This window comes from Baaleninema simplex PCC 7105 (genome assembly GCF_000332355.1).
Lineage (GTDB): Bacteria > Cyanobacteriota > Cyanobacteriia > Cyanobacteriales > Geitlerinemataceae > Baaleninema > Baaleninema simplex.
On record NZ_KB235962.1, the window covers coordinates 407,909 to 430,463 of the forward strand.

General features: G+C 53.7%; 20 protein-coding genes, 1 tRNA gene and 1 riboswitch. Of the genes, 11 read left to right on the forward strand and 10 right to left on the reverse strand.

Going from position 1 to position 22,555, the window contains the following annotated elements:
* On the forward strand, positions 1-662 hold a 662-nt coding region (locus GEI7105_RS0127145; RefSeq protein WP_017663503.1), incomplete at its 5' end, for a CYTH domain-containing protein.
* Between the two features lie 111 nt (positions 663-773).
* On the opposite strand, the gene GEI7105_RS0127150 is transcribed toward GEI7105_RS0127145, so the two are convergent.
* The gene (locus GEI7105_RS0127150; RefSeq protein WP_017663504.1) at positions 774-1,076 is read right to left on the reverse strand and encodes a hypothetical protein; all 303 of its coding nucleotides are present in this window, start codon (positions 1,074-1,076) and stop codon (positions 774-776) included.
* A gap of 43 nt (positions 1,077-1,119) precedes the next feature.
* Here GEI7105_RS0127150 and GEI7105_RS0127155 point away from each other — a divergent pair, with 43 nt between their 5' ends.
* From GEI7105_RS0127155 to GEI7105_RS39365, 3 genes are all read left to right on the forward strand, one after another.
* Positions 1,120-1,446 (forward strand): hypothetical protein, encoded by a 327-nt coding sequence (locus GEI7105_RS0127155; RefSeq protein WP_017663505.1) that lies wholly within the window; start codon positions 1,120-1,122, stop codon positions 1,444-1,446.
* Between the two features lie 12 nt (positions 1,447-1,458).
* A complete protein-coding gene (locus GEI7105_RS39360) occupies positions 1,459-3,069 on the forward strand; it encodes a CHAT domain-containing protein (RefSeq protein WP_051044245.1) in 1,611 nt (536 codons plus the stop codon).
* Between the two features lie 104 nt (positions 3,070-3,173).
* Positions 3,174-4,343, forward strand: a complete 1,170-nt coding sequence (locus GEI7105_RS39365) for a GUN4 domain-containing protein (protein ID WP_051044246.1) — start codon at positions 3,174-3,176, stop codon at positions 4,341-4,343.
* Positions 4,344-4,854: 511 nt separating this feature from the next.
* Here the strand turns inward: GEI7105_RS39365 and GEI7105_RS40670 are convergent.
* From GEI7105_RS40670 to sppA, 9 genes are all read right to left on the reverse strand, one after another.
* Positions 4,855-4,989: a hypothetical protein gene (locus tag GEI7105_RS40670; protein WP_281167047.1), complete on the reverse strand. Its 135-nt coding sequence runs from the start codon at positions 4,987-4,989 to the stop codon at positions 4,855-4,857.
* 136 nt (positions 4,990-5,125) lie between these two features.
* A complete protein-coding gene (locus tag GEI7105_RS40675) occupies positions 5,126-5,578 on the reverse strand; it encodes a hypothetical protein (protein WP_026098003.1) in 453 nt (150 codons plus the stop codon).
* Positions 5,579-5,768: 190 nt separating this feature from the next.
* Positions 5,769-5,841 (reverse strand) — tRNA-His (locus GEI7105_RS0127175).
* Positions 5,842-5,959: 118 nt separating this feature from the next.
* Positions 5,960-7,003 (reverse strand): leucine-rich repeat domain-containing protein, encoded by a 1,044-nt coding sequence (locus GEI7105_RS32805; RefSeq protein ID WP_017663508.1) that lies wholly within the window; start codon positions 7,001-7,003, stop codon positions 5,960-5,962.
* Positions 7,004-7,021: 18 nt separating this feature from the next.
* Positions 7,022-7,609, reverse strand: coding sequence for a hypothetical protein (locus tag GEI7105_RS0127190; RefSeq protein WP_017663509.1), 588 nt, complete (start codon positions 7,607-7,609; stop codon positions 7,022-7,024).
* An 82-nt stretch (positions 7,610-7,691) separates the two neighbouring features.
* On the reverse strand, positions 7,692-10,718 hold the full coding sequence (locus tag GEI7105_RS0127195; RefSeq protein WP_026098004.1) for a GAF domain-containing protein: 3,027 nt from the start codon (positions 10,716-10,718) through the stop codon (positions 7,692-7,694).
* A gap of 331 nt (positions 10,719-11,049) precedes the next feature.
* On the reverse strand, positions 11,050-12,792 hold the full coding sequence (recN, locus tag GEI7105_RS0127200; RefSeq protein ID WP_017663511.1) for a DNA repair protein RecN: 1,743 nt from the start codon (positions 12,790-12,792) through the stop codon (positions 11,050-11,052).
* A 94-nt stretch (positions 12,793-12,886) separates the two neighbouring features.
* Entirely contained in the window at positions 12,887-13,294 is a 408-nt protein-coding gene (gene aroH, locus GEI7105_RS0127205) for a chorismate mutase (protein WP_026098005.1), read from the reverse strand.
* 45 nt (positions 13,295-13,339) lie between these two features.
* Positions 13,340-14,161: a signal peptide peptidase SppA gene (gene sppA / locus GEI7105_RS0127210; RefSeq protein ID WP_017663513.1), complete on the reverse strand. Its 822-nt coding sequence runs from the start codon at positions 14,159-14,161 to the stop codon at positions 13,340-13,342.
* Positions 14,162-14,543: 382 nt separating this feature from the next.
* On the opposite strand from sppA, the gene GEI7105_RS0127215 reads away from it, so the two are divergent.
* The 7 genes from GEI7105_RS0127215 to GEI7105_RS0127245 all read left to right on the forward strand — a co-directional run bounded on the left by GEI7105_RS0127215 (position 14,544) and on the right by GEI7105_RS0127245 (position 22,233).
* Positions 14,544-15,620 carry a DMT family transporter gene (locus tag GEI7105_RS0127215; protein WP_017663514.1) on the forward strand — a complete coding sequence of 359 codons (1,077 nt, stop codon included), beginning with the start codon at positions 14,544-14,546 and terminating at the stop codon, positions 15,618-15,620.
* Between the two features lie 42 nt (positions 15,621-15,662).
* On the forward strand, positions 15,663-17,024 hold the full coding sequence (locus tag GEI7105_RS34100; protein WP_144054074.1) for a peptidoglycan-binding protein: 1,362 nt from the start codon (positions 15,663-15,665) through the stop codon (positions 17,022-17,024).
* Positions 17,025-17,112: 88 nt separating this feature from the next.
* A riboswitch (guanidine-I (ykkC/yxkD leader) is annotated at positions 17,113-17,250 on the forward strand.
* 127 nt (positions 17,251-17,377) lie between these two features.
* On the forward strand, positions 17,378-18,574 hold the full coding sequence (locus GEI7105_RS0127225) for an agmatinase family protein (RefSeq protein ID WP_017663516.1): 1,197 nt from the start codon (positions 17,378-17,380) through the stop codon (positions 18,572-18,574).
* Between the two features lie 13 nt (positions 18,575-18,587).
* On the forward strand, positions 18,588-18,950 hold the full coding sequence (hypA, locus tag GEI7105_RS0127230; protein WP_017663517.1) for a hydrogenase maturation nickel metallochaperone HypA: 363 nt from the start codon (positions 18,588-18,590) through the stop codon (positions 18,948-18,950).
* Between the two features lie 475 nt (positions 18,951-19,425).
* Positions 19,426-20,139, forward strand: a complete 714-nt coding sequence (gene hypB / locus GEI7105_RS32815; RefSeq protein ID WP_017663518.1) for a hydrogenase nickel incorporation protein HypB — start codon at positions 19,426-19,428, stop codon at positions 20,137-20,139.
* A gap of 51 nt (positions 20,140-20,190) precedes the next feature.
* Positions 20,191-21,237 (forward strand): ABC transporter substrate-binding protein, encoded by a 1,047-nt coding sequence (locus GEI7105_RS0127240; RefSeq protein ID WP_017663519.1) that lies wholly within the window; start codon positions 20,191-20,193, stop codon positions 21,235-21,237.
* Between the two features lie 123 nt (positions 21,238-21,360).
* On the forward strand, positions 21,361-22,233 hold the full coding sequence (locus tag GEI7105_RS0127245; RefSeq protein ID WP_017663520.1) for an ABC transporter permease: 873 nt from the start codon (positions 21,361-21,363) through the stop codon (positions 22,231-22,233).
* Positions 22,234-22,555 lie beyond the last annotated feature (322 nt).

Here is a 22,555-nt window from a genome sequence, read left to right on the forward strand (position 1 = left end):
ACTTTCACCTCGAACTGTCGATCTCGAACGGGTACACCGACTCTAGATCGTCTCAGTGGTGTTGCGATACTCCCGATGGGGTGAAGATTTCCGAAAAGGGCGATCGCAGCGGGATCGAGATTTGGCACAATAGAATCGCCTCAACCTCGATCGAAGCGCGATCGAACACGATACCCCCAATCACGAGAGTTATGGCGACGGAAATCGAACGCAAGTTTTTAGTCAAACACGACGGATGGCGATCGCTCGGTCAAGGAACCCTATACCGTCAAGGATATCTAGTCAATCAAAAGGGTTTGGCGGTTCGCGTTCGTATCGCTGGCGAAAAAGGCTATATGACTGTGAAAGGTTCGACGGTGGGCGTATCTCGCCTAGAGTACGAATACGAGATTCCTCTTGCAGACGCTCGGGAAATGTTGGACGGGTTGTGCGAACGACCGATCGTCGAAAAAATTCGCTACCCCATCGTTGTCGGTTCGTTGTTGTGGGAAATCGACGAGTTTTTAGGAGAAAATCAAGGCTTAATCGTGGCGGAAGTGGAAGTAACGGAAGAAAGTCAGGCGATCGATCTACCCGATTGGGTTGGGGAAGAGGTTTCTTACGACCCGAGATATTACAACGCCAATTTAGTGAAGTTTCCGTTTTCTCAGTGGGCGAAATAGAATGAATTTCAACGTTTTATCCGAAAACCCAATTCAGAAGATTCCAATATGATTTGCGATTAAAATTTTTGTCGGTGCGTTATGCCAAAATCTCATTGGCTCGATGTCAGCTTAATGGGTGCATCTTAATGGATGTAAAAACACGAAGCTCTGGATATGTTGGACTTCGGCAACGCTGCCGTCCACGGGTGGAACAGAGTGGAACAACAGCCGCTCGTTCGCGTCAGCGGTGCGTAGCACTATCGAGTAGGTCAGCTTGTATCCAATGAATTTACATTTTTGAAATGCACCCAAACAACACCCAAACAATAGTACGTTGTCGGGAGAAACGGTTTTACCGGGGTTTACGCTGAGATTGAAACGCATTTTGACTTCGGTGCGTTGCACGTTGGCTTGAATAACGCTTGCTAACATGGGATAAAACGTTCCATGTCCGCAAATTTGAGGAGTTTGGTGAATGACGATGCAACTCGAAATCGAAGGGCGAGGTGCTGTCGCCGCGACGGAAGAACTGCTGGCAATTGAAGAACTCGAAGGCAGTTACGAGATTCCCGAGGAGGTCGAAAAGGCTGAAACGCTCGTCACCATCGCCACCATCGTCGGGATTGTTAGCGGAACGATGACCATCGCCGAAAAGCTGTACCAGTGGAACCAGAAGTATCAAAAAGCGCAACTGAACCCGACCGACCCCAAAATCGAGAAAGTGATGCTCGTAACGCCTAAAGGTCGCTTGCTCCTTAAAGATGCGTCAGTCGAGCAAATTAAGGAAATCCTCGAAGACTAGGAACGGGTCGGGATGAAGATTCTTCACGTCAACCTCAAACCGATTGGGAACGACTACGCCGAGTTTCGCTTCTTCTGGGACAATCCCAACGATTACCAGTCTCGTCAGCTTCCTCTTGCCAAAATCTCTGACTTGCTCGAACAGTCAGAAACAGACTACTACACCCGACTTCCCGAACCCTACGCCAAGACGGGCCAAGCACTCTACAACTGGTTGGACGGGAGCGATCGCTACTTCCAGTCTGCTCTCGACGAACACCGGCGAGAAACCATCGTTCTCGCCATCGCCGCGTCAGAAAGACTCGCCAATCTTCCTTGGGAACTGCTGCACGACGGAACTCAGTTTCTGGTCGAACGGCGTCCTCCCGTTGTTCCGGTGCGTTGGGTGGCAGACCGAGACTGTTTGACGGTCAAGGACGACCCCAAGAATCGCTTTCTCAACGTTCTGTTTATGGCGACCTCGCCACGTGGAGTTAAACCAGAACTCGATTTTGAAGCGGAAGAAGGGCAAATCCTCAACGCCGACAAGAAGCGATCGCTCTGTCTGACGGTCGAAGAAAGCGGGAATTTAGAGGAATTGGGCGAGTTAGTCGAAGACTACGACAAAGGGTATTTCGATGTCGTTCACTTAACGGGACACGCCACGATCGACGACAAAAAACCTTGCTTTCTCACCGAGACGGAATTGGGCGATCGCGCCGAGAGCCGTGCCGAAGACATCGCGAGGGTGCTGCAATTCCACTATCCCAAGCTCATCTTTCTCTCCGGGTGTCGCACTGGATATTCCAGCGAGAACGCCGTTCCCTCGATGGCAGAAGCCCTGTTGAAAGAAGGCGCGACGGCCGCGTTGAGTTGGGGCGATCGCGTCAAAGACGACGAAGCCTCGGCAGCAGCGGCAACCCTCTACGAAGCCCTGGCGGTGGGGAAAACCGTGACGGAAGCCCTCGCGTCAACCTATCAAACCCTACTGAGGTCGGCAGATACGAACGCGGTGCTTAAAGATGTCGGTCGAGGGTGCGATCGCCAGTGGCACTTGTTGCGGTTTTATGTCGCCGATGCCCTCCCTGGCGCGTTGGTGACGAAACCCAGAACCAGAGGACGCCAACGCGCCCCTCGTCCTTCCGTCGTGCCTCAGTTTATCGACGCTGAAAAGAAATTGCGCCTCTTGCCCCGCAGCGAATTCGTGGGTCGTCGCCGTCAGTTACAGAACTGTTTGCGAACCCTCAAAACGGATTGGGAGAAGGTTGGGGTACTTTTGCAAGGCATGGGAGGCTGGGGCAAAAGCGCGATCGCCGCTCGGTTGTGCGATCGCCTCTCGGAGTACGAAACGCTGGTGTGGTGGCGACAGGTCGATGAAGCTCAATTCGTTCAAAAGCTCGGAGACAAACTGAACGCACGACAGCGGGAAATTCTCCAACAGACTGCCGAACCCCTGAAATATCGATTGAGAGATACGTTCGAGGCACTCGACGAAGCGGGAGAGAAACCGTTTCTACTGGTCTTTGACGATTTTGAATGGAATCTCGAACACCGCGCTGGGAACTATATCCTTCAACCCAAAGTGGCGGATCTCCTAGAAGCCTTAGTTTGGGCGATGCAAGAAACGGATTCCCCACACGAATAATTATCACGTGTCGCTACGAATTCCAGTCAGATTTACTGAACGACTTTTTCGTGCAGGGATTGGATAGTTTCCATCATGCCGATTTACAGAAAAAGTTAAGACGTTTGGAGAATTTTGACCCGACCCAAACTGACGAAGGGTTAATTGAAAGAGCGATCGCGTTAGCTAACGGGAATTCTCGTTTGTTGGAATGGCTCGACGATGAAGTGCTGGCTCGACCGGATGCAGAAGCCCGACTGACGCAGCTCGAGAACAGTTCTGAGGATTGGAAAGGCAAAATTGTCTGGGACGAACTTTACCAGCAAATCGACAAACCGCTCGAAACGATTCTCAGTTTGTGTTTAGTTTACGAGATTCACGTCCCGATGGCAGCGTTAGAAGCGGTGTGTGAAGGACAATCAAACTATCGAGAGCAGTTACAACGGGCGATCGCTTTGGGATTACTTGAGGTGAGTTCCGAGGTAGAGGAACAAAGTCGCACCTATCGAGTCTCGCGGATTTTACCCCGCATTATTCCCACCATTCAGTTACCGGAAGACCTCGATCGCCTGTATCTCCTCTATCGTAAAGCATGGGAAAAATTGAGCGAGGTATGGGGAAATCGAGAAAATCAGGATGTAGAGCGATGGCGCGAGATGTTTCGGTTAAAGTTTGCCGATAAAGATAACCCAGAACGCTTTCGAGAGGGGTTCGATCGAATGCTGTCCGTGCAGTTTCGTCCCTTTCACCAAGAATCGGATCGCGCTTTTGAAAGCGAACTGAGACTTAGAAAAAACGAACTCAACCGAGCTACGCTTTGCGAGCGCTTAGAATGCTTACTACAGCAAGAAAAATGGAGAGAAGCCGATGAAGAAACGGCGTGGATTTTTTATCAAATGATGGTCTTAGAAGGGGAAGAAAATTTTTATCGTCTCTGTCAGAATTTTCCGAGTCGAGAACTTAATGAAATTGATGCACTTTGGGTTAAGTTAAGCGGCGGACGCTTCGGCTTTAGCGTGCAGAAAGCAATTTGGGAAAGCGTCGGCGGACACCCCGATGCCGGTTATTCCACTTGGGAAGAGTTCGGCAAACGAGTATCGTGGTACGATGGACAAAAAGGGAATTGGAAAGACTTGGCAGACTTGAACTTCTCAGTACAAGTAAGCGTAAAAGGGGAACTTCCCGCCACCTGGACGACAAGGTACCCGGGGGGGTGTGGGTGGGTACCCGGGGGGATGGGTGGTGGTGGGTGGTTTGGTTTGGCGGGTGGGGGGGTGTTTACGGTTGGGGGGTGAAATTGGGTATCTCTTCTCTCGCATCAAGGCTTAACCCATAAAATATAGAACTTTTGGGTCGTTGTCAACCTTAAATTTTGAAGTTACTTTTCACGAAAACATCGGCGTTTTACCAACTCGATACCTGGCACTTCAGTTATCAGTTACCAGTTATCAATTGACCAGGTCTCTCCACACTTGAATTGACAACTGTTTCACCCACTGATAACCCGATCGTCAGGAGTCGTCAAAAAAACGAGATGCCACTTTCGGGTCGTAGCAATTCGCCATGACAAATTTTTCTGCGACTGCCCGAATCTCGGTATGGTTGTTCGCTTCCCACACATCCCAAGGCAATCGGGTCTGTCCGGGAACGCGCCGTTTTCTTTCCCGAGCGCTCAGTACCTTGGGTAACAGCTTGCTGCCCCAGTGATTGCGTTTCTCCGGCTTCGGTTTGGGCTTGTACCGATTGCAGAACCCACGATTCTTCAGAGCGATTGAATGGAGACGATGTCTGAGGCGATCTCGTAATTTACGAGGACATCGAAGACCGCGCTCGCTGTTGCCGAGACGGCTCGATCGCAACGCAACCGTCAACGAGATCGCCCGATACTGCCGAAACGGTCACGGTTCGAGGGGCAGAGCGATCGCCGTCGCGGGTAAGCATCCAGGCGACACAAAAGGTGATTCAAAGGAACTCGCGTTCACTCTTCACTCGTATCTCACGCATCACTTTTTGGCACGTCCTAGCAGAGGAATTAGCGGTCTAACGCCCACGTTCACCTGCAACGTGTTGTTATGCCTCATCTTTTGAAAAAGTTCTCCGGCCACAATTCTTTCGGTAAATGCTGACGAATGAGCTTGGCCTCAGCTCTGAATCCTCTCGCATCAACTTCCCTAAGAAAGTGAGGCCAGGGAGGAATGTTGCTCATGTATGGCTCACTGTCAGCGCCAGAATACATTCCGCCCCCCACACCTGCATATAAACCACCCCCGATGCCGGTATACAGACCACCGCCCGCACCGGTGTACAGGCCACCGCCGACGCCGGTGTACAACCCGCCACCCACACCTGTATAGAGCCCGCCGCCAACGCCGGTGTACATACCACCACCCACACCGGTGTATAGACCACCTCCAACACCGGTGTATGCGCCGCCACCGACACCGGTGTACATACCACCACCCACACCGGTGTACAGCCCTCCACCTACTCCCGTATAAAGGTTACGCGGCCATCTATTTTCATCGCTCATGAATTATGCTCCAATGCTGGTTCGGAAGTACTAACCTAAACCCTAATTAATCTCTGTGGCGTGCGCCCTTCATTTCGGGGGGGGGTTTTTATGCCTAGCCTCTCCGCCTGCGTTGTTGAAAGAGAGGTTTAATAACATTCTCTTTGGCCCCCATTCTGGCCCCCGGTTCGATTGGTAATCCTTGAAAAAGGGCGGACGATGGGACTCGAACCCACGAATGGTGGAACCACAATCCACTGCCTTAACCTCTTGGCTACGCCCGCCATGTGTTGGACGCCTTATGTTTGGCGCTTTGCCATTATAGCATCTCGTTTTGGGATGGCAAGGGCGATCGCGAAAAAATTTGAAAAAAGCTCGATCGCCTCTCCCATCTCCCCCACCCTAAAACCGACAGGCGCGATCGGGCTTCACGGGACAAGTGGGGTTTTCGATGGGATTGTCCGTCAGCAACAGTCGCGACAGGTTCGTCAGAGAACTCAACGGCTCGATATCGGAAATTTCGTTACCGCTGAGAAACAACGCCGTCAACCCCGTTAACTCTGCCAACGGCTCCACGTCGGAAATCTCGTTGTTGTTGAGAAACAACTCGTCCATCGCGGACAATCTCCGCAACGGTCGTAGATCGGAGATTTCGTTACCACTTAAATCGATTTCTGTCAACCCCAACAAACGGCGCAACGGACGTAAATCGCGAATTTGGTTGTCGCTGAGGGCAATCCAAACCAAATTTTCCATCTCCGACAGAGGACGCAAGGTCGAAATTTGGTTGCGACTCAAATCCATTCCGTCTAAGTTAGATAGCGATGTCAGGGAACTGAGATCGGAAATTTGATTGCCATCGAGAAAAAGAGCTTCTAACCGCGCCAGGGAAGACAGGGGCGTTAAATCGGAGACTTGGTTGTCCCGAACGCTCAAACTTACGAGATTGTCTTGGTTGGCGAGGGGAGATAAATCCGAAATTTGGTTGCTGTCGAGGTTGAGTTTGATTAAATCTAGCTCTGCCAGGGACGACAAGTCGGAAATCTGATTGTTGGAAATCAGGAGTTCTTGCAAGTTTGGCAGCTCAGCCAGGGGCGATAAATCTTCGATTTGGTTGAGGCTCAAATCGAGCCGTCGCAGGTGAGGGAGCGTCGCCAGAGGGCTGATATCGGAAATTTCGCGAACGCTGAGGTTGAGTTCGTCGGAGGCGGCGAGTTTTTTGGCGGCGTCGATGCAGTTGCTGGCCTCGGCGATATCCATCAAAACCTCAACAGTCTGTTGAGCGTCGGGTTCGAGGCGATCGCTCTGCAAGCACAGAAACCCGAAGGAGAGGGGTTCGGACGTCGGCGATCGCGCCAAAGTCGGTTTTCCCGAGTCTACCGCTACTGACAGGGCGAAAGCCGCCACCGTTCCAAACATCGATCGGGCGATCGCAGTCGTTGACATCGGTTGCTTCACGCTAATTCAATCTTTTAAATTGTGATACAACCCTCGCGCCACGTCGAGCAAATTGAGCAGTTGTTGCCATTCGGGAGCGTCGGGGTTGTGGCTGTGGACTCGTTGCTGTTCCAAGCGACTTTTCAATAGGTTCAACAACGTCGATGGCGTAGCGCGATCGAGCTTTTCAGTCGGGGGAGGCGTCGTGTCTAGCGGTGGAGACTCTGCCGCATCAGAGGCCGACGCCATCGGTTGTTCGAGGAGCGTCTGAGCGCGTTCGGCTAAATCGAGCGCCCGAATCGAGGCGTTTTCCGGCAGTTTGGGCAAATCCGACAAATACACCTGCGCCAGTTCCAAAAACAGCTTGCGGGCGTCGTGAGTCCAAGCCAACTCGGGGTAATGTTGCCATTGTGCCTCCACAATGCCGCGCGATCGCGCCTCGTCTAACAAGCGTCCGGCGGTTTCCGCCATCGGCCGGGCTTGCTGGGCGACGTGCATGGGCAGCTTGGGCAAATCTCCCAAACACGCTCTCGCCAGTTCTAACAGAAGCTGTCGGACGAGTTCGATCCATTCGTATTCGGAGGACTGCCAGTTTAGATCGATCGTATCTCGCATATTGAACTGATTTGTCTGTTAAAGTCGACACCCGATTGAATATCGAGACTCAGAAACAGGATGTGAGGGTTGTTTGGGCAACTTACTTGTCCGTTAGCTTCCAAACCCCGTCCCAATCTTCTGCCGGAGGTTGTTGTTCAAATAGCATACAACGCTCTATATGCAATTTGGCCGCCTTATTGTGCGGGTCGATTTCCAAAACTTTTTGAAACTCTTCCCGAGCTTTGTGAAACGACTGTTTCGATTTGGCCTTCAATGGCGGTTTCGCCAGATCGATCAGTTTCTGAATCTGGGAAGTCGAGAGTTCGGCGGCTTCCTCGCGCAACATATCTCGGACTTCAGAAAATCCAGTGAATTGCAAGAGTTTTTCGATCCATAATTTCTTCGACAAACGGGGGGTCATCTGCTTGAGTTTAAACGGCAGCAACCGCTGAATATCGCTTTCGGAGAGTTCGTTGAGATCTTCGGTAACGAGCAACCGTTTGAGGGTCGATTCCGTAAACACCTCGATCGCCTGTTCCTGAGTCATCCCACCCAAAAACCGCCGCAGGAGCTTGTCGGGGTCGTAACTGAGGGTTTGAAGCTCCTCGTCCGACATCCCCTCCAGTTGCGCCAACAGAGGCATAAAGTCCTCCGTATCGAGTTTTTCCCGAGCCGGTTGCAGGTAGTAATGGCGTCCCTGGTGATAGTGGTCGATAATCCGCTGTTGGTCGTCGCTGACGGGAGCAGCCAGTTCCCCTTCCGTGACGGCGAGCGCTTCGTAAATGGTCACGGGTCGGGTTTTCCCCTTCACGGTAATGAAATCGAGTTCTCGAACTACCAAGCGATGGGCGTTGGGCTGATAGGTCTGTTCGCTGATAATCAGATCGGTGCCGTACTGCTTGCTGGCCCCTTCCAAGCGAGAGGCTAAGTTTACGCCGTCGCCAATGGAGGTCAGTTCCATGCGCTTACTGGAGCCGATGTTACCGCTGACCACGCTGTCGGAGTGAATGCCGATACCGATTTGAATGGGCATCTGGCCGTTGGCGACTCGTTTTTCGTTAAACTCAGTCAACCGCTGGCGCATGGCGATCGCCGTTTGCACCGCACACCACTCTCGATCTTCTAACGGTGCGGGAGAGCCGAACACCGCCATCAGCGCGTCGCCGATGTACTTATCGAGGGTTCCGCCGTACTTAAATACAGCGTCCACCATCTCCTCAAAGTACTCGTTGAGCATCGTCACCACTTCCTCCGGTTGGAGTTTTTCCGTGAGGGTGGTGTAGCTGCGGATATCGGAAAACAGCACCGAGACTTGTTTTCGTTTGCCGCCGAGGCCGGTGTCGCCGCTGGCCAAGAGGGCTTCTGCGACTTCGGGCGTCATGTACTTGTACATCAAGTTCTTGACTTCCATTTCGTCGCTGATGTCCTCAAGGACGACCAACGCCCCGTTCACCTTAGCCGGATCGCTGGCATCGGCCATCGAGTTGATGGTGAGATTGACGCTCTGACCGTCCTTGCGATCGACCACCTTCAAGATTTGGTTGGGATAGTACTGCTGTCGGTCTTTCTCCTCTTTAGGATCTAAGGCCGCCTCGAACCACTCGGAAAACTTGCCTTCTTGCAAGCGAACCATTTCTCGCAGGTTCATCCCTTCGAGGATGTCGTCTTCGCGGAATCCCAAAAAACATTTGGCGCATTCGTTGGCGGCGATGATGCGTCCTTGCTTGTCGGTGGAGATCACGCCGTTGGTGAGACTGCGAAGGATGTCTTTTTGCCGTTGTTCCTGTTGCTTGACCGTCTCGAAGAGCTTGGCGTTTTGCAGGGCGACCCCGGCTTGAATGTTAAACGCCTGCATGAACTCCATATCCGTTCGGTTAAAGCTGGCTTTCCACTGTTCGGGAGCTTCGGGCCAGGTTTCGGGGTCGTAGGCGGGATATTCCCCTTGTTTTTTCTTGTTGATGAGCTGGGTGACGCCGATGAGTTCGTTGTCGGAGTTGAACACCGGCATACAGAGCATACTGCACGTGCGATATTTCGTTTTTTGGTCGGTTTCCTTCGAGGTGGTCGATCGCTCGTCGTCGTAGAGGTCGAAGGGAATCAACACCGGCTCTCCCGATTCGGCGACCGTTCCCGCAAAACCGGCGTGACGGGGAATGCGAAGTTCGCCGACGCCGGGAATTTTCGTCCAGAGTTCGCTTTTTTCTTCGTCGAGGAGCCAGAGCGTGGAGCGATCGGCGTTCATCAGCTCTTTGGCTTCGTCCATCACCCGTTTGAGGGTGTCTTCGAGGTCGAGGCTGCTCTTGCTCAGAGAGTTGACAGCACTCATCAACGCCGAAGCCGCCCGTTGTTTTTGAGTCGCGGCGTAGAAGGATTTCGAGGATTCGAGAATCAGACGAATAGAGGGGGCAAACTCGAGAAAAACCTGTTCGTCTTCCGTGCTGAATCCCGATTTATCGATTTTCTCTTCGAGAGGGACGTTCTCGTCGATATCGATTTTGAGTTTGTTAATCAGTTGCACCACCGCCACGAGTTCCTCTGTCTCTTCATTGAGCAGAGGCATCGTGAGCATCGTATAGGTGCGATAATTGTTCTTTTTATCGAATTTTTTGGCGGTTTCCGACCTCGGATCGTCGTAAAAATCGTAAGGGATGTTGATGATTTTTTTGAACGTGGCGGCTTCCCCGGCAATTCCGGCGTCGGCGGGAAATCGAATTTCTAAGGCGTTGCCCTTTTCGTCTTTGGCGACGATAGTAAAGAGTTCGTTTTTCTCTTGGTCGAGGAGGAAAATCGTCGTGCGATCGGCGTGGAGCAGTTCGCCCGTTTTGAGGGCGATCGATCGCAACATTTCGTCGAGAATGGCGTCGAACCCCTGACTGTCGAGCAAGCTATCGAGCATCCCCAAGGTTTGGTTGACCACCTTGAGCTTTTCTTCGACCCCCCGCACGACGTCGGTAAATTTATCGCGGTTGAGCGGTGCGAGAAATTCGCCGAATCTGCCTTTCGTGGTGGCTAGAGCGCTACTGGACGCCGCCCGTTGGTGAACGGCTTTCGGCTCGTTATACTGAGGCTCGACATCGATCGTCACGTCAGTATCTACGGCGGGCGTTTTCGGAGATGCAGATGTCATAGCTCTTGACGGAGAAGCTGATACGGCGAACAGACGGTTACCCGTCTGCGAAATCTGGCGTCGGTTGATGTCGAAAGGTGCGGTCGAAATATCGGCGAGGGTAGCAGATACATCCTCAGTGTACTCGCCGATCGAATTTTGTGGAGGGTCTCGGGGAAATTTGCGATCGGGTGTTGATGCTATGCGATTTTCGTGGTTTTAGGTCTCGATACTGTTTTAAAGTACGGGTCTTCGGTATTTATTATGTACCAGCTCGAGGGCAATTTGTCGGCCGAGAAAATGCGGAACTTTTGGAAACATTCTCTGCTGGCCGTTACTTTTTTCGATCGCTTCAGGGTGCGAACAGGTGTTGAGAGGTGCGATCGTCGTCGTCGATGGCCTTGGCGTGGCTGCGCTTGAGTTGCGATCGCACTTCAGAGGCGCGATCGAGGAGTTCGTCGGCGAAGGCGGAAGCGGCAGAGTCGGTCGATTCGAGATCGCCTTGGCCGCTGGCCAGTTGTGCCAGTTCGCGGCGTCGTTGGCCCTCGTCGAGAACCCGAACGCTAACGATCGTTCGTTCGTCGTCGCGATCGCCGATGGCTTGTTTGGCCACGTGAAAGTGGCGATCGGCCATGGCGGCGACGAGGGGTTGGTGGGTCACGCAGAGGACTTGGTGGTTTTGGCTGAGGCGATAGAGAGTTTCGGCGATGGTTCCGGCCACGCGCCCAGAGACGCCCACGTCGATTTCGTCGAAAACCAGGGTCGCCACGTCGTCCACTTCGCTAAAACAGGCTTTGAGAGCCAATAGAAAGCGGCTCATTTCGCCGCCCGAGGCCGTTTCGCTCAGGGGTTGGAGGGGTTCGCCGGGGTTGGCACTCAACAGAAACGTCACGCGATCGCTTCCGGTACGGTTGGGGGCGATCGGAGCGATGTCGACTTGAAATTTGACCTTTTCCATGGCCAGGGGTTTGAGGGCGTTGACGAGGCGAGATTCGAGCTGTTTGGCAGCTTGTCGGCGCAGCTGCGTCAACTGCTGACAGGCGGTGTGGAGTTCTTCTCGTCGGCTTTGACAGAGACCTTCGAGGGCTTCGACGGAGCGATCGTGACTGTCGAGATCTTCGAGTTGTCCCTGTAGCGTGCGATAGCGATCGATGGCGTCGGCTAGAGTCGGTCCGTATTTGCGACAGATTTGTTTGAGGTGTCGGACGCGCTCGTTCACCGCTTGCAGCCGTTCGGGATCGACTTCGAGGTCGTCGGCGTAGGCGTTGATTTGCTGTCCGGCTTCTTCGACTCGCACCAAGGCTTCCCGTACCAAGGTCAAAATCGATTCGACGCGATCGTCGAACTGTACCATATCGTCTAACACGGCTTCGGCGTCTCCGAGGAGATCGGAGGCGGCCGCCGCGTCGTCGTCGCTGTCGTAGAGGGCTTGATAGACGCGATAGCTTTGCTGTTGGAGTTCGACCACGTGACTGAGGCGTTGGGCTTCTCGTTCGAGGTCGTCGAGTTCGTCGGGACTGTCGAGTTGGGCGTTTTCGAGTTCTTCGAGTTGGAAAGTCCACAGGTCGAGCTGTTGGACTTGTTGGCGATCGCGTTCTCGTCGTTCGGCTAAGGCGGCTTCGGCCTGTTGCCAGCGATCGAAAGCGGTGGCGACGAGATCTCGGACTTCGAGAAGTTTCGTTCCGCCGTACAAATCGAGGAGTTCCCGTTGGTGGGGGGTTTGTCCGAGTTGGACGGCTTGACCTTGGGCGGCGATTTCCACCACGCGATCGCGCCAGTGTAGCACGTCTTTCTGGTTGGCCGCCCGACCGTCGAAACGGTATTTACTGCGAGAGCCGCGACGACTGGCGATCAGGTCTCGGCGACAGGCCACGATCCCCCCTTCGAGCGCGAAGGTGGCTTCGATGCAGGCGCGATCGGCCCCCGTGCGGATGGCGCGACGGCTGGTTTTGCCGCCGAGAACCGCATCGAGAGCGTCGAGGACGATGGACTTGCCCGCCCCCGTCTCGCCAGTCAAGACGTTTAGCCCCCGTCCGAACTCCAGATCGAGGGAGTCGATGAGGGCGAAGTTTTCGATCTGCAAGCGCAGCAGCATAGACCTCGAGCGATGCTGAACGAGCCGCTCGGCCGAACCGCCTGCGTCCCCACCGACCGAGCGTCGGCGGTGAGGTTTCGGGGAACCCGTCGGACTACTGAGAGCCGACTGTCGAGAGGCTCCAATCCGGTCGCAGGCTTTTAGCACGGCGCAGGTAAGGGTGATAGACCCTGACCGAAGCGGGTAAATTGACGTGAAGGAGGAAGCGCACGCAGCGTTCGAGATCCTGTTCGACGTGCATGTGTTGGACGTCGAGCAAGGGAACGTTATCCCACCGGGGACGCGATCGCGCGACTGAAGCTGGAAACAGCGTGTCGAGATCTCGCGTGACGGAAAACGTCAGGCTGATAATTTGCTCGGGGTCGAACGAGTTGCCTCGCTCGAGTTCGTCGAGCAGTTCCTCGACAGCACTGCGAATTGCTTCGGCCGAATTTTCGGGAACGGTCGTCGCCCCTCGAATTGCTCGTACGGTCCAGTCCGCTTCCACTACACAAACCTCCATATTATCGCGATCGATTTTTTTATCGTATTCGTTCGTTCGATGTCGTTAAGGACGGTACATCCACAGAGGTAAACCGCTCGTAGACAGTTCAAATTCTAACCATTCTCCGAGACTGGAGAGACGAGAGACGCTGCCATTCGATCGCAACAGACGCGCCCAAAGGGGTTTGCGCGTTTCGACGGTGCAGAACTCGGTGCGCTCGGGATCGAGTCCGGCCAGTTCGGCGGCGGTGCGTCGCGCGTCGTCTTCAGTACCGAGTCCGTCGACGAGTCCGAGAGACAGGGCTTGCTGGCCGTTGAAAATGCGGCCGTCGGCAAACTCGCGAACGGTTTCGAGTGCCAGGTTACGGGACTCCGCGACCGTTTCGACAAATTGTAAATAGGTGGTGTCGATGAGTTCTTGCAAAATGTGTTTTTCGGAGTCGGTCAGTTCGCGATCGAACGCCAAAATATCTTTGTACGGCCCCGATTTGATAGTTTTGAAGGATACGCCAATTTTATCGAGAAGTCGTTCGAGATTGTTACCGCGCAAAATCACGCCGATGCTTCCGGTAATGGTGCCGGGGTTGGCGACGATGCGCTCGGCGCCCATGCCGATATATACGCCTCCAGAGGCGGCGAGATTGCCGAAACTGGCGACGATTTTGATGTCGGTTTTCTGACGGAGTTGTTTGAGGGCTTGATAGATTTCGTGAGAATCGGCTACGGTTCCCCCAGGGCTATCGACGCGCAGCACCAGAGCGGGAAATTTGCGGCGTTCGACGGTTTTTAAAGCTTCGAGGACTTTTTCTCGGGTCGTTGAGGCGATCGCGCCCGTGACTTCGATACGAGCGATTTGTTTGCGGAATTTTCTGAAAAACCCAACCATAGGTTGCTTTATCGGTAGTTTCGAGGATACGAACCAGTGCTAGTCGAGTGTAACAGGATCGTCAGGTCAATGGCGATCGAGCAGGGGAGCAGGAGAGGGGGAGAGGGGGAGAGGGGGAGCAGGAGAGGGGGAGAGGGGGAGCCAGGGAGAGGGGGAGCAACTATTAACTGTTCACTGTTCCCCGTTCCCTGTTTTCACGGGTGACTGGTAACTGGTGACTGAAACACTGTTCCCTGTTCCCTGTTCCCTGTTCCCTGTCAACTGTCTTCACTGCTCACTGTTCACTGTAAAAGGCGATCGCTTAACATAAATATACGATTTGACAAAATTTTCAAGGATATATCGTTCGACGGAACTGATACAGGCAGAAACTCGGGAACTTATGGCACACGACTCCAATCGTCTCCAGTGGAACGGACAGGCGTTCTTCCTACTCGCGCCGTTTTTCTTTTGGGGAACGGCAATGGTCGCTATGAAAGGGGTGATTCCCCACACGACGCCGTTTTTTATGGCGGGAGTGCGCCTCGTCCCGGCCGGGGGGCTAGTGTTGCTGGCGGCGGCGATCGCCAAACGTCCCCAACCGCAAACGGTGAAAGCGTGGCTGTGGATTTTGCTGTTCGCTCTCGTCGATGGGGCTATCTTTCAGGGGTTTTTAGCGTCGGGATTGGTGAAAACAGGAGCTGGACTCGGTTCGGTGGCGATCGATTCGCAACCGTTGGCGGTGGCGGTCTTGTCCTGGTTGCTGTTTGGTGAATTCATCGGATTTTGGGGCTGGTTGGGCTTGGGAACGGGACTGGTCGGAATTAGTGCGATCGGCTTGCCGGACGAGTGGTTTCTCGCCGCGTTCGACCTCGACTTTGCCGCGACATCGGTTAACATCGATCGGGTGTTCCAACAGGGGGAATGGCTGATGCTGGTGGCGGCGCTCTCGATGGCGATCGGGACGGTGATGATGCCGAAAGTCTCGGAACACGCCGATCCGGTCGTCGCGACGGGATGGCACATGATTTTAGGAGGATTGCCCCTGTGGGGCATTTCCGCCGCGATCGAATCTCAGCCTTGGCAACAGTTAACCTCGACGGATTGGGTCGCTTTGGGCTATACCACCGTCTTCGGTAGTGCTGTGGCCTACGGGTTGTTTTTCTACTTCGCCGCTCGAGGCAATCTAACCAGTCTCAGCTCTTTAACCTTCTTTACGCCGATTTTCGCGCTTTTGTTTGGTTATTGGTTCCTCGGTGAAGTCCTCACTCCCGTTCAGTGGGTCGGGGCGAGTGTTACGCTCGTTAGCGTCTATCTCATCGAACGTCGCGATCGCCTGCCCTCGTTCTCTGACCTCCAAGGCCGATCGCCTGCATCTCTGTCGGAATCCACCCTCGACCCGTCTCGAGCCGAACCGATCGAGGTTCCCCCCCGCGAGTCTTCATCGGAAGATTCGGAATCGAAGGTGTTGCGCTCGTAAGTCGGAGAGTGGGTTCTCGATTTGACGAACTCTTAACCCAACGTGCGTTCTTTCTCCATGGCGTCAGTTCCCGATAGTTTGTCTTCTGCAATCACGCGTCGTTTCCGCCGGACTCGCTCGGTTGTCCTGTTCGTCACTTGTACCACCTGTTGGACGCTGTGTTCTGTCCCCGCGATCGCCGAGCGAGTTTGGGCTTCTCCGAGGGCGATCGTGGCACAAGCTGAAGACTCTCCTTCCGAGCCATCGGAAACGCCCGATCCGTCTGAGTTGCCCCGTTTGAGCTTGGGGGATGAAGGTGAAGCGGTCGCGACGCTCCAACAGTGGCTCAAAGATCTCGGGTATTACAAAGGCGAGGTGACGGGAATTTACGATCTCGCAACGGACATCATGGTGGCGGACTTTCAGGAAAAACAAGGATTGCCCGTGGACGGGGTGGTCGGGACGACTACCTGGGAACGTCTGGCCGCTTTACGTGAAAACGCTCCCGCCTCAGAAGATGCATCCGCTTCAGAAAACGCGTCTTCCGATCCGGCCGCTTCGCCCGAACCGAACGCAGAAGAGACGTCTGAGGAATCTGACGGCGGCGGTCTTTCTTGGTTGATTTGGGGGGCGGGGTTTTTGGCGGTTCTCGTCGTTGGCGGACTGCTGTTTTTTACGATCTTGAAGCTATTTCGCGAGGATGTCGAGTACGAAGAGGGGCTAGAGGAAGAAGACCCGGACACCGCCCCCGAACCCCTCCCGGAATCGCCGGTGGAGTCTTCAAAGGACGAGCCAGACGCCAAGCTGGACGATGTCCCCGACAGCCTACCGCCACCCTCTAAGTCAGAACGCCAAACCGAACCGGACGCGTCTGCCTCCAACAGTTGGGAACCCGCGAACGTCGAACCGACACCGTCAGAAACGGCAGCAATAACACCACCGCCCCCCTCGCCGTCTCGGGACAAGGTAGACACCGTGACCCGCCTGCCTCGGATGAGCATTGTGGAAGCTCTCGTGCGGGATTTGCAACACCCCGATCCCCAACGACGACGCCAAGCGATTTGGGAACTCGGACAGCGGGGCGATTCTCGAGCCATACAGCCCCTTGTGGCGTTGTTAACGGATTCGGACTCACAACAGCGCAGTTTGATTTTATCGGTGTTGGCGGAAATCGGGACGCGCACGATGCAGCCGATGAAACAGGCGTTGATGTTGTCGTTGCAAGACGACAGCCCGGAAGTTCGCAAAAATGCGATTCGCGATTTGACTCGCATTTACGATTCGATCGTACAGATGAGTCAGTTGTTACAACTGAGTACTACCGATGCGGATGCGGAGGTGCGAGAGACGGCGAAGTGGGCGATGTCGCAACTCCAACGTCTGCGAACGGCGTTCCCCTCGGAGGAGCGATCGGACGATCGCTAAACTCAAATTGCAGCTTTGTAACTATTGTTACGGCTTAGCCTTTTTAATAGTGTTAAAAATCAAAAGTAATCAATCGTTTTTTACGATAAATACGCGCTTCTAGGGTTCCGGTTTAAAGGCTCTTCCTCTAAACGTCTGGTCCGAGAGAAGCAGGCAGCATCAATCGATCGCTCCACACCTGAGAAGTTATCGAGCTGCTACACGGCGGGGAAAAAGCCCGGGAGGTCGTTCTAGTTCCTTTGTTTAAAAGGAGGTGGAACCTTCCTGGGCTTGTTTTTTTGTGGTGTTTTTTCAAGTCCGAAGCGATCGCTAAAAACACGACAATCCACCGTAAAACCTTAGAAACAAAACTTATGACGGACGAACCGATATTTAACCGTCCTGGCGACAGCGGACAACCGCCCCAAACCGAAGCCGATCGCGCCCTCGATCGCGAACGACAACTACCCCTAACCGGATGGCAACAGGAAGTCGATCGCGGTCTCGAATACGGTTTAGAAGCCGCTGCCAGCATCCGCGATCGCACCATCCCCACCTTTTCGCGAGGCGAACTCCCTCACTACGCTGGAATCAACACCTTTCTCAAAGCCCCCTATCTCGAAGACGTGCGCCTGGTAGGTAACTACGACGTGGCGATCGTCGGCGTTCCCCACGATTCCGGAACCACCTACCGCCCCGGAACCCGTTTCGGTCCCCAGGGCATCCGCCGCATTAGCGCCCTCTACACCCCCTATAACTTTGAGTTGGGGGTGGATTTACGCGAACAAATTACCCTCTGCGACGTTGGCGACATCTTCACCATTCCCGCCAACAACGAAAAATCCTTCGACCAAATCTCCAAAGGCATCGCCCACGTCTTTAGTTCCGGTGCCTTTCCCATTATCCTCGGCGGCGACCACTCTATTGGCTTTCCCACCGTCCGAGGCGTCTGTCGCCATCTCGGAGATGCCAAAGTGGGCATCATCCACTTCGATCGCCACGTGGACACCCAGGAAACCGATCTCGACGAACGGATGCACACCTGCCCCTGGTTCCACGCCACCAACATCAAAAACGCCCCCGCCAAAAACCTCGTTCAACTGGGTATCGGCGGCTGGCAAGTACCACGGCAAGGGGTAAAAGTCTGTCGCGAACGCAACACTAACATCCTCACCGTTACGGACATTACAGAAATGGGTTTGGATGCGGCCGTAGAGTTTGCCCTAGAACGGGCGCTCGACGGTACCGATTGCGTTTACATCAGTTTCGATATCGACTGCATCGATGCAGGATTCGTCCCCGGTACGGGCTGGCCCGAACCCGGCGGACTGCTGCCCCGCGAGGCGCTGTATCTCCTCGGAAAAATCGTCCAAAACGCCCCCGTCTGTGGCTTGGAAGTCGTGGAAGTGTCCCCGCCTTACGACATCAGCGACATGACATCGTTAATGGCAACCCGAGTCATCTGCGACACGATGGCGCATTTGGTGGTGTCGGGACAACTGCCCCGCAAGGCAAGGCCGTCTTACATTTGCGAAGACGGGCAACCCGACCCCGAAACAAACTGGCAGTGAGTGAGGTTTCTTCATGCACGAAACCGACATGACTAAAGCGTTAATTCTGACGGTGAAGGACTGGTGGGAAAGCCAACCGGAACGGCCGAACGTTCGATGCGTTCATCTGACGGTGGGTCAGTTTACCTGTGTCGAACCGGCTAGTTTGCAGTTCGCCTTTGAGGTGCAAACCCGTAATACCTTCCTCGAAGGAGCGACGCTGGAAATTCGCGAAACGCCGTTGATAGCGTTCTGTCATTCCTGCAATGCTGAATATCGCCCACAAATTGGTTTGCAATACGCCTGTCCGAATTGCGGTTCGCCGATGGAAGATATTCGGTCGGGTCGGGAGTTGAAGATCGATCGCCTCGAGTGCGTTGAGGCGGTGAGGGGATGAGGAGAGGGGGAGCAAGGGAGAGGGGGAGCAAGGGAGAGGGGGAGAGGGGGAGATTTGCTTTAAATTCAAAATCCCGAACTATACAACTTGTGACGTACTCCCGACATCGATGCAAGCATACGATGCGGGCTTCTCCCACCTGCTGCATCTACAACGATCTCTGTGTCCAGAGCGCAGGATTCGAGCGTTTTAGAGTGAGGAGACGCCCATCCCCACTTTTAAGTTTCTTCTCCCCAAAGGAGGCTTGCTGTTTCACATCTTCTCTTTCAACCTTGGAAACGGGGGACTTGCGGCAATTGCCTACGGGTCGGTCAACTCCAGTTGTCGGCGGAAGGAGCCAATTCGCAGAAGAGTTTTCTGGGCACTTTCTGAGTTCATTAGACCTTGCCGCTCGGCTATCCCGGCCGCCGCTCACCAAGCACGGGTAGAGCACGGGGCTTCTCGCCGAGGGAGCTAAAATTTACTGATTAACACCATGCACCAAACATTCGATGCGGCTTTAGAACTGAATTTACTCCACGCCAATCAATCGACGGCCGATCGCAATCGCGCTTTATTCGATGACTGGGGTATTACCTGCTTCAACATCATGAGCAGTCCGGGGGCTGGAAAAACGGTTCTCCTCGAACGGACACTGGCGGAGTTGAGCCGTCACAGTGCGATCGCCGTTATTGAAGGAGATATGACCACCGAACTGGATGCCGACCGACTGCGACGTTACGACGTTCCCGTCATCGCCATCAACACCGGCCGTTCCTGCCATCTGGACGCCAAGATGGTAGCCGGTGGAATGCACAGCTTAGAACACGATTACGAACCCGCCGATTTCGATATCGTCTTTGTGGAAAACGTGGGAAATCTCGTCTGTCCGGCGGAGTTTGAAGTGGGGGAACACGCCAAAGTTGCCTTACTCAGCGTCACGGAAGGGGAAGACAAACCGTTGAAATATCCGGTGATGTTTCAAGAAGCGGACTGTCTGCTCGTCACAAAGATGGATTTAGCACCTCATTTGGATATCGAGATCGATCGCATCGCCGAAAACGTCCGCCAGATGAATCCCCACGTCGCCATTTTCCCGGTATCCGCCAAAACTGGCGAAGGGTTGAACGCTTGGTTTAACTGGGTGCGTCTCCAGGTGGCGTTACGCCAGCAACCGGCCAAAGCTGCCGCTCTCGAACCCTCTTGTTAGTTTTGAGTCCAACTTAATCTGCTCCGTTCGTCAGTAGGAGATTCTGTTTCGATGCAACGTCGCTCTTTTTTCACCAGCCTGGGACTGTTTTTCGCCAGCGTGCTGATTACAGTCAGTTGCACCCAAAGTCCCACCCCCAGCGATTCGCCAACCACCGCCACCAACGGCGACGACGTCAAACCTGTGGTGATGGGATTCAGTGCGTGGCCGGGTTGGATTCCCTGGCAAGTGACGGAAGAGGCGGGATTGTTCGAGGCGAACGGCGCAACGGTAGACTTGCGCTGGTTCGATGGCTACCTCGACTCGATTAACGCGTTGACCGCCGGACAACTCGACGCCAACACGCAAACCCTCAACGACACGATTAGTTCGGTGGCGGCGGGGTCGGAACAGGTTATCGTCCTCGTCAACGACAACTCCACGGGGAACGACAAGATTATCGTCAGTGAAGAGATTGACAGCGTCGAAGATTTGCAAGGAAAAACGGTCGCCGTGGAAGAGGGAACCGTCGATCACTTTTTGCTGTTGCTGGGATTGGAAGAGGCGGGAATCGACCCGGCTCAGGTGACGATTCAGCCGTTGGAAACGGGAGCGGCGGCGGCGGCGTTCGTGGCGGGACAAGTGGACGCTGTGGGGGTGTTTGCGCCGTTTACGACGAAAGCCTTGGAACGGGAAGGCAGTAAGGAATTGTTTAGTTCGGCAGATTTCCCCGGCGCGATTCCCGACCATTTGGTGGTCTCTCGTCAGTTACTCGAAGAACGGCCGGAACAGGTTCAGGCGATGGTGGATAGTTGGTTCGCCACGTTGGGGTATATCGAGGAGAACCAAAGCGAAGCCTATGAAATTATGGCAAAACGCGCTGGGGTGAGCGTTGAGGAATATCGCGATTACGATGCGGGAACGACGATTTTTAGTTTGGAAGATAATTTGAACGCGTTCGAGCCGGGTGACGATATGACGTCGCTGTCTTATGCGGCTCAACGGATTGGTGATTTCCTCGTTGAAAACGATTTAATTCAGGAAAAACCCGATTTGGAAATGCTATTTGACGATCGCTTTGTTAAGGCTTACGCCGAATCGCAAGGTTCCGCTTCTTAAGTTTTCTGCGCTCTAGCTACCTGTGGCTAGGGCGTTTTTTTGAGTGTGGGAGTGTCGGACGGTTCGTGTTGTTGAAGAGTTTGTATTGTTGAAACTATCGATCGCAAGGTTGGAGGGTTAGTTATGAGAGTTGAAACTCGTCACGAAGTTCGTCAGTCCGAACGCAATTTATCGACATCGCGGTTGTCTCGATCGCGCCAAACGCTAACGCCGACGGTATTGTGGAATATTCGCGAGGAGATCCCCAAACATCTGACGTGGAAATTGATGTTGGTGTCGATCGCCGTTCCGATTTTGTTGTGGTGGTTAGTCTCGAGTACGGGAATCGTGAAACCGCTGTTTTTACCGACGCCAGGGGCGGTTTTGGATTCGATCGCTCGTTTGTGGGCAGAAAATACGTTACAGCAAGATATTGTTTACAGTTTGTTTCGGGTATTGAGCGGGTTTGCGCTGGCGGCGATCGTCTCGATTCCGTTGGGAATTTTGATGGGAACGTTTGAAAGCGTTCGCGCCGTTACGGAACCGGCGATCGCGATTTTACGGTATATGCCCGCCCCGGCGTTTATTCCCCTTTTGATTTTATACTTTGGCTTGGGAGAAGTGCCTAAAATTCTTTTGATTTTTATCGGCACGTTGTTTTTTAATACTTTGATGGTCATGGACGCGGTGAAGTTCGTCCCCAAGGAGTTAATTGAAACGACGTATACCCTCGGCGGCGGACGTTGGCAAGTGTTGACTCGAGTAATTTTACCTCATGTTTTTCCCAACGTTTTGGATGCGGGGCGCGTCAATATGGCGGCGTCTTGGAATTTGGTCATCGTGGCGGAATTGGTGGCGGCGACGGAAGGATTGGGGCGGCGAATTAGCGTCGCTCAGCGGTTTTTGAGGACAGATGAAATTTTCGCGGGGCTGATTGTTATTGGTACGATCGGGTTGGCGATCGATCTACTATTTCGTCTGACGTTACGGCTGTCTTGTAAGTGGGCGATGAAGTGAGGTTGGTTCGTCACACCAGATACAGAGGACACGGAGAATTAGAAGTGTAGGGTGTGTTCCGGCATCGATCGCTCTTTGGGTTCGAGCATCAAGGTTAAATCTGCCGGAACTCACCACTTAAAAATTAATTTTTAAAATTGCTCTCGAGCGAATTTAAATTAATATTATAACACAAAAAATATTCATCTAAAAATACGTTTTTAAAACCTCTTAACGGTACTTAAACAAATTTCAAGCCCAAACCAAGCCAAAACGCGCTTTGTGAGCGGCAAACAGGTCTCGATTCTCGTTCAGCCATGCCACAAAACGAAAAGACATGGCT

Excerpts from the sequence above, each read along its gene's own strand:
- GEI7105_RS39360 (WP_051044245.1), top strand. The coding sequence starts at position 1,459 with ATGAAGATTCTTCACGTCAACCTCAAACCGATTGGGAACGACTACGCC.
- GEI7105_RS32805 (WP_017663508.1), bottom strand. The coding sequence starts at position 7,003 with ATGTCAACGACTGCGATCGCCCGATCGATGTTTGGAACGGTGGCGGCT.
- recN (WP_017663511.1), bottom strand. The coding sequence starts at position 12,792 with ATGCTGCTGCGCTTGCAGATCGAAAACTTCGCCCTCATCGACTCCCTC.
- GEI7105_RS40670 (WP_281167047.1), bottom strand. The coding sequence starts at position 4,989 with ATGCTTACCCGCGACGGCGATCGCTCTGCCCCTCGAACCGTGACCGTT.
- aroH (WP_026098005.1), bottom strand. The coding sequence starts at position 13,294 with ATGGAGGTTTGTGTAGTGGAAGCGGACTGGACCGTACGAGCAATTCGA.
- GEI7105_RS0127240 (WP_017663519.1), top strand. The coding sequence starts at position 20,191 with ATGCAACGTCGCTCTTTTTTCACCAGCCTGGGACTGTTTTTCGCCAGC.
- GEI7105_RS0127155 (WP_017663505.1), top strand. The coding sequence starts at position 1,120 with ATGACGATGCAACTCGAAATCGAAGGGCGAGGTGCTGTCGCCGCGACG.
- GEI7105_RS0127195 (WP_026098004.1), bottom strand. The coding sequence starts at position 10,718 with ATGACATCTGCATCTCCGAAAACGCCCGCCGTAGATACTGACGTGACG.
- GEI7105_RS0127215 (WP_017663514.1), top strand. The coding sequence starts at position 14,544 with ATGGCACACGACTCCAATCGTCTCCAGTGGAACGGACAGGCGTTCTTC.
- GEI7105_RS40675 (WP_026098003.1), bottom strand. The coding sequence starts at position 5,578 with ATGAGCGATGAAAATAGATGGCCGCGTAACCTTTATACGGGAGTAGGT.
- GEI7105_RS0127190 (WP_017663509.1), bottom strand. The coding sequence starts at position 7,609 with ATGCGAGATACGATCGATCTAAACTGGCAGTCCTCCGAATACGAATGG.
- hypA (WP_017663517.1), top strand. The coding sequence starts at position 18,588 with ATGCACGAAACCGACATGACTAAAGCGTTAATTCTGACGGTGAAGGAC.
- GEI7105_RS0127245 (WP_017663520.1), top strand. The coding sequence starts at position 21,361 with ATGAGAGTTGAAACTCGTCACGAAGTTCGTCAGTCCGAACGCAATTTA.
- sppA (WP_017663513.1), bottom strand. The coding sequence starts at position 14,161 with ATGGTTGGGTTTTTCAGAAAATTCCGCAAACAAATCGCTCGTATCGAA.
- GEI7105_RS0127150 (WP_017663504.1), bottom strand. The coding sequence starts at position 1,076 with ATGTTAGCAAGCGTTATTCAAGCCAACGTGCAACGCACCGAAGTCAAA.
- hypB (WP_017663518.1), top strand. The coding sequence starts at position 19,426 with ATGCACCAAACATTCGATGCGGCTTTAGAACTGAATTTACTCCACGCC.
- GEI7105_RS0127225 (WP_017663516.1), top strand. The coding sequence starts at position 17,378 with ATGACGGACGAACCGATATTTAACCGTCCTGGCGACAGCGGACAACCG.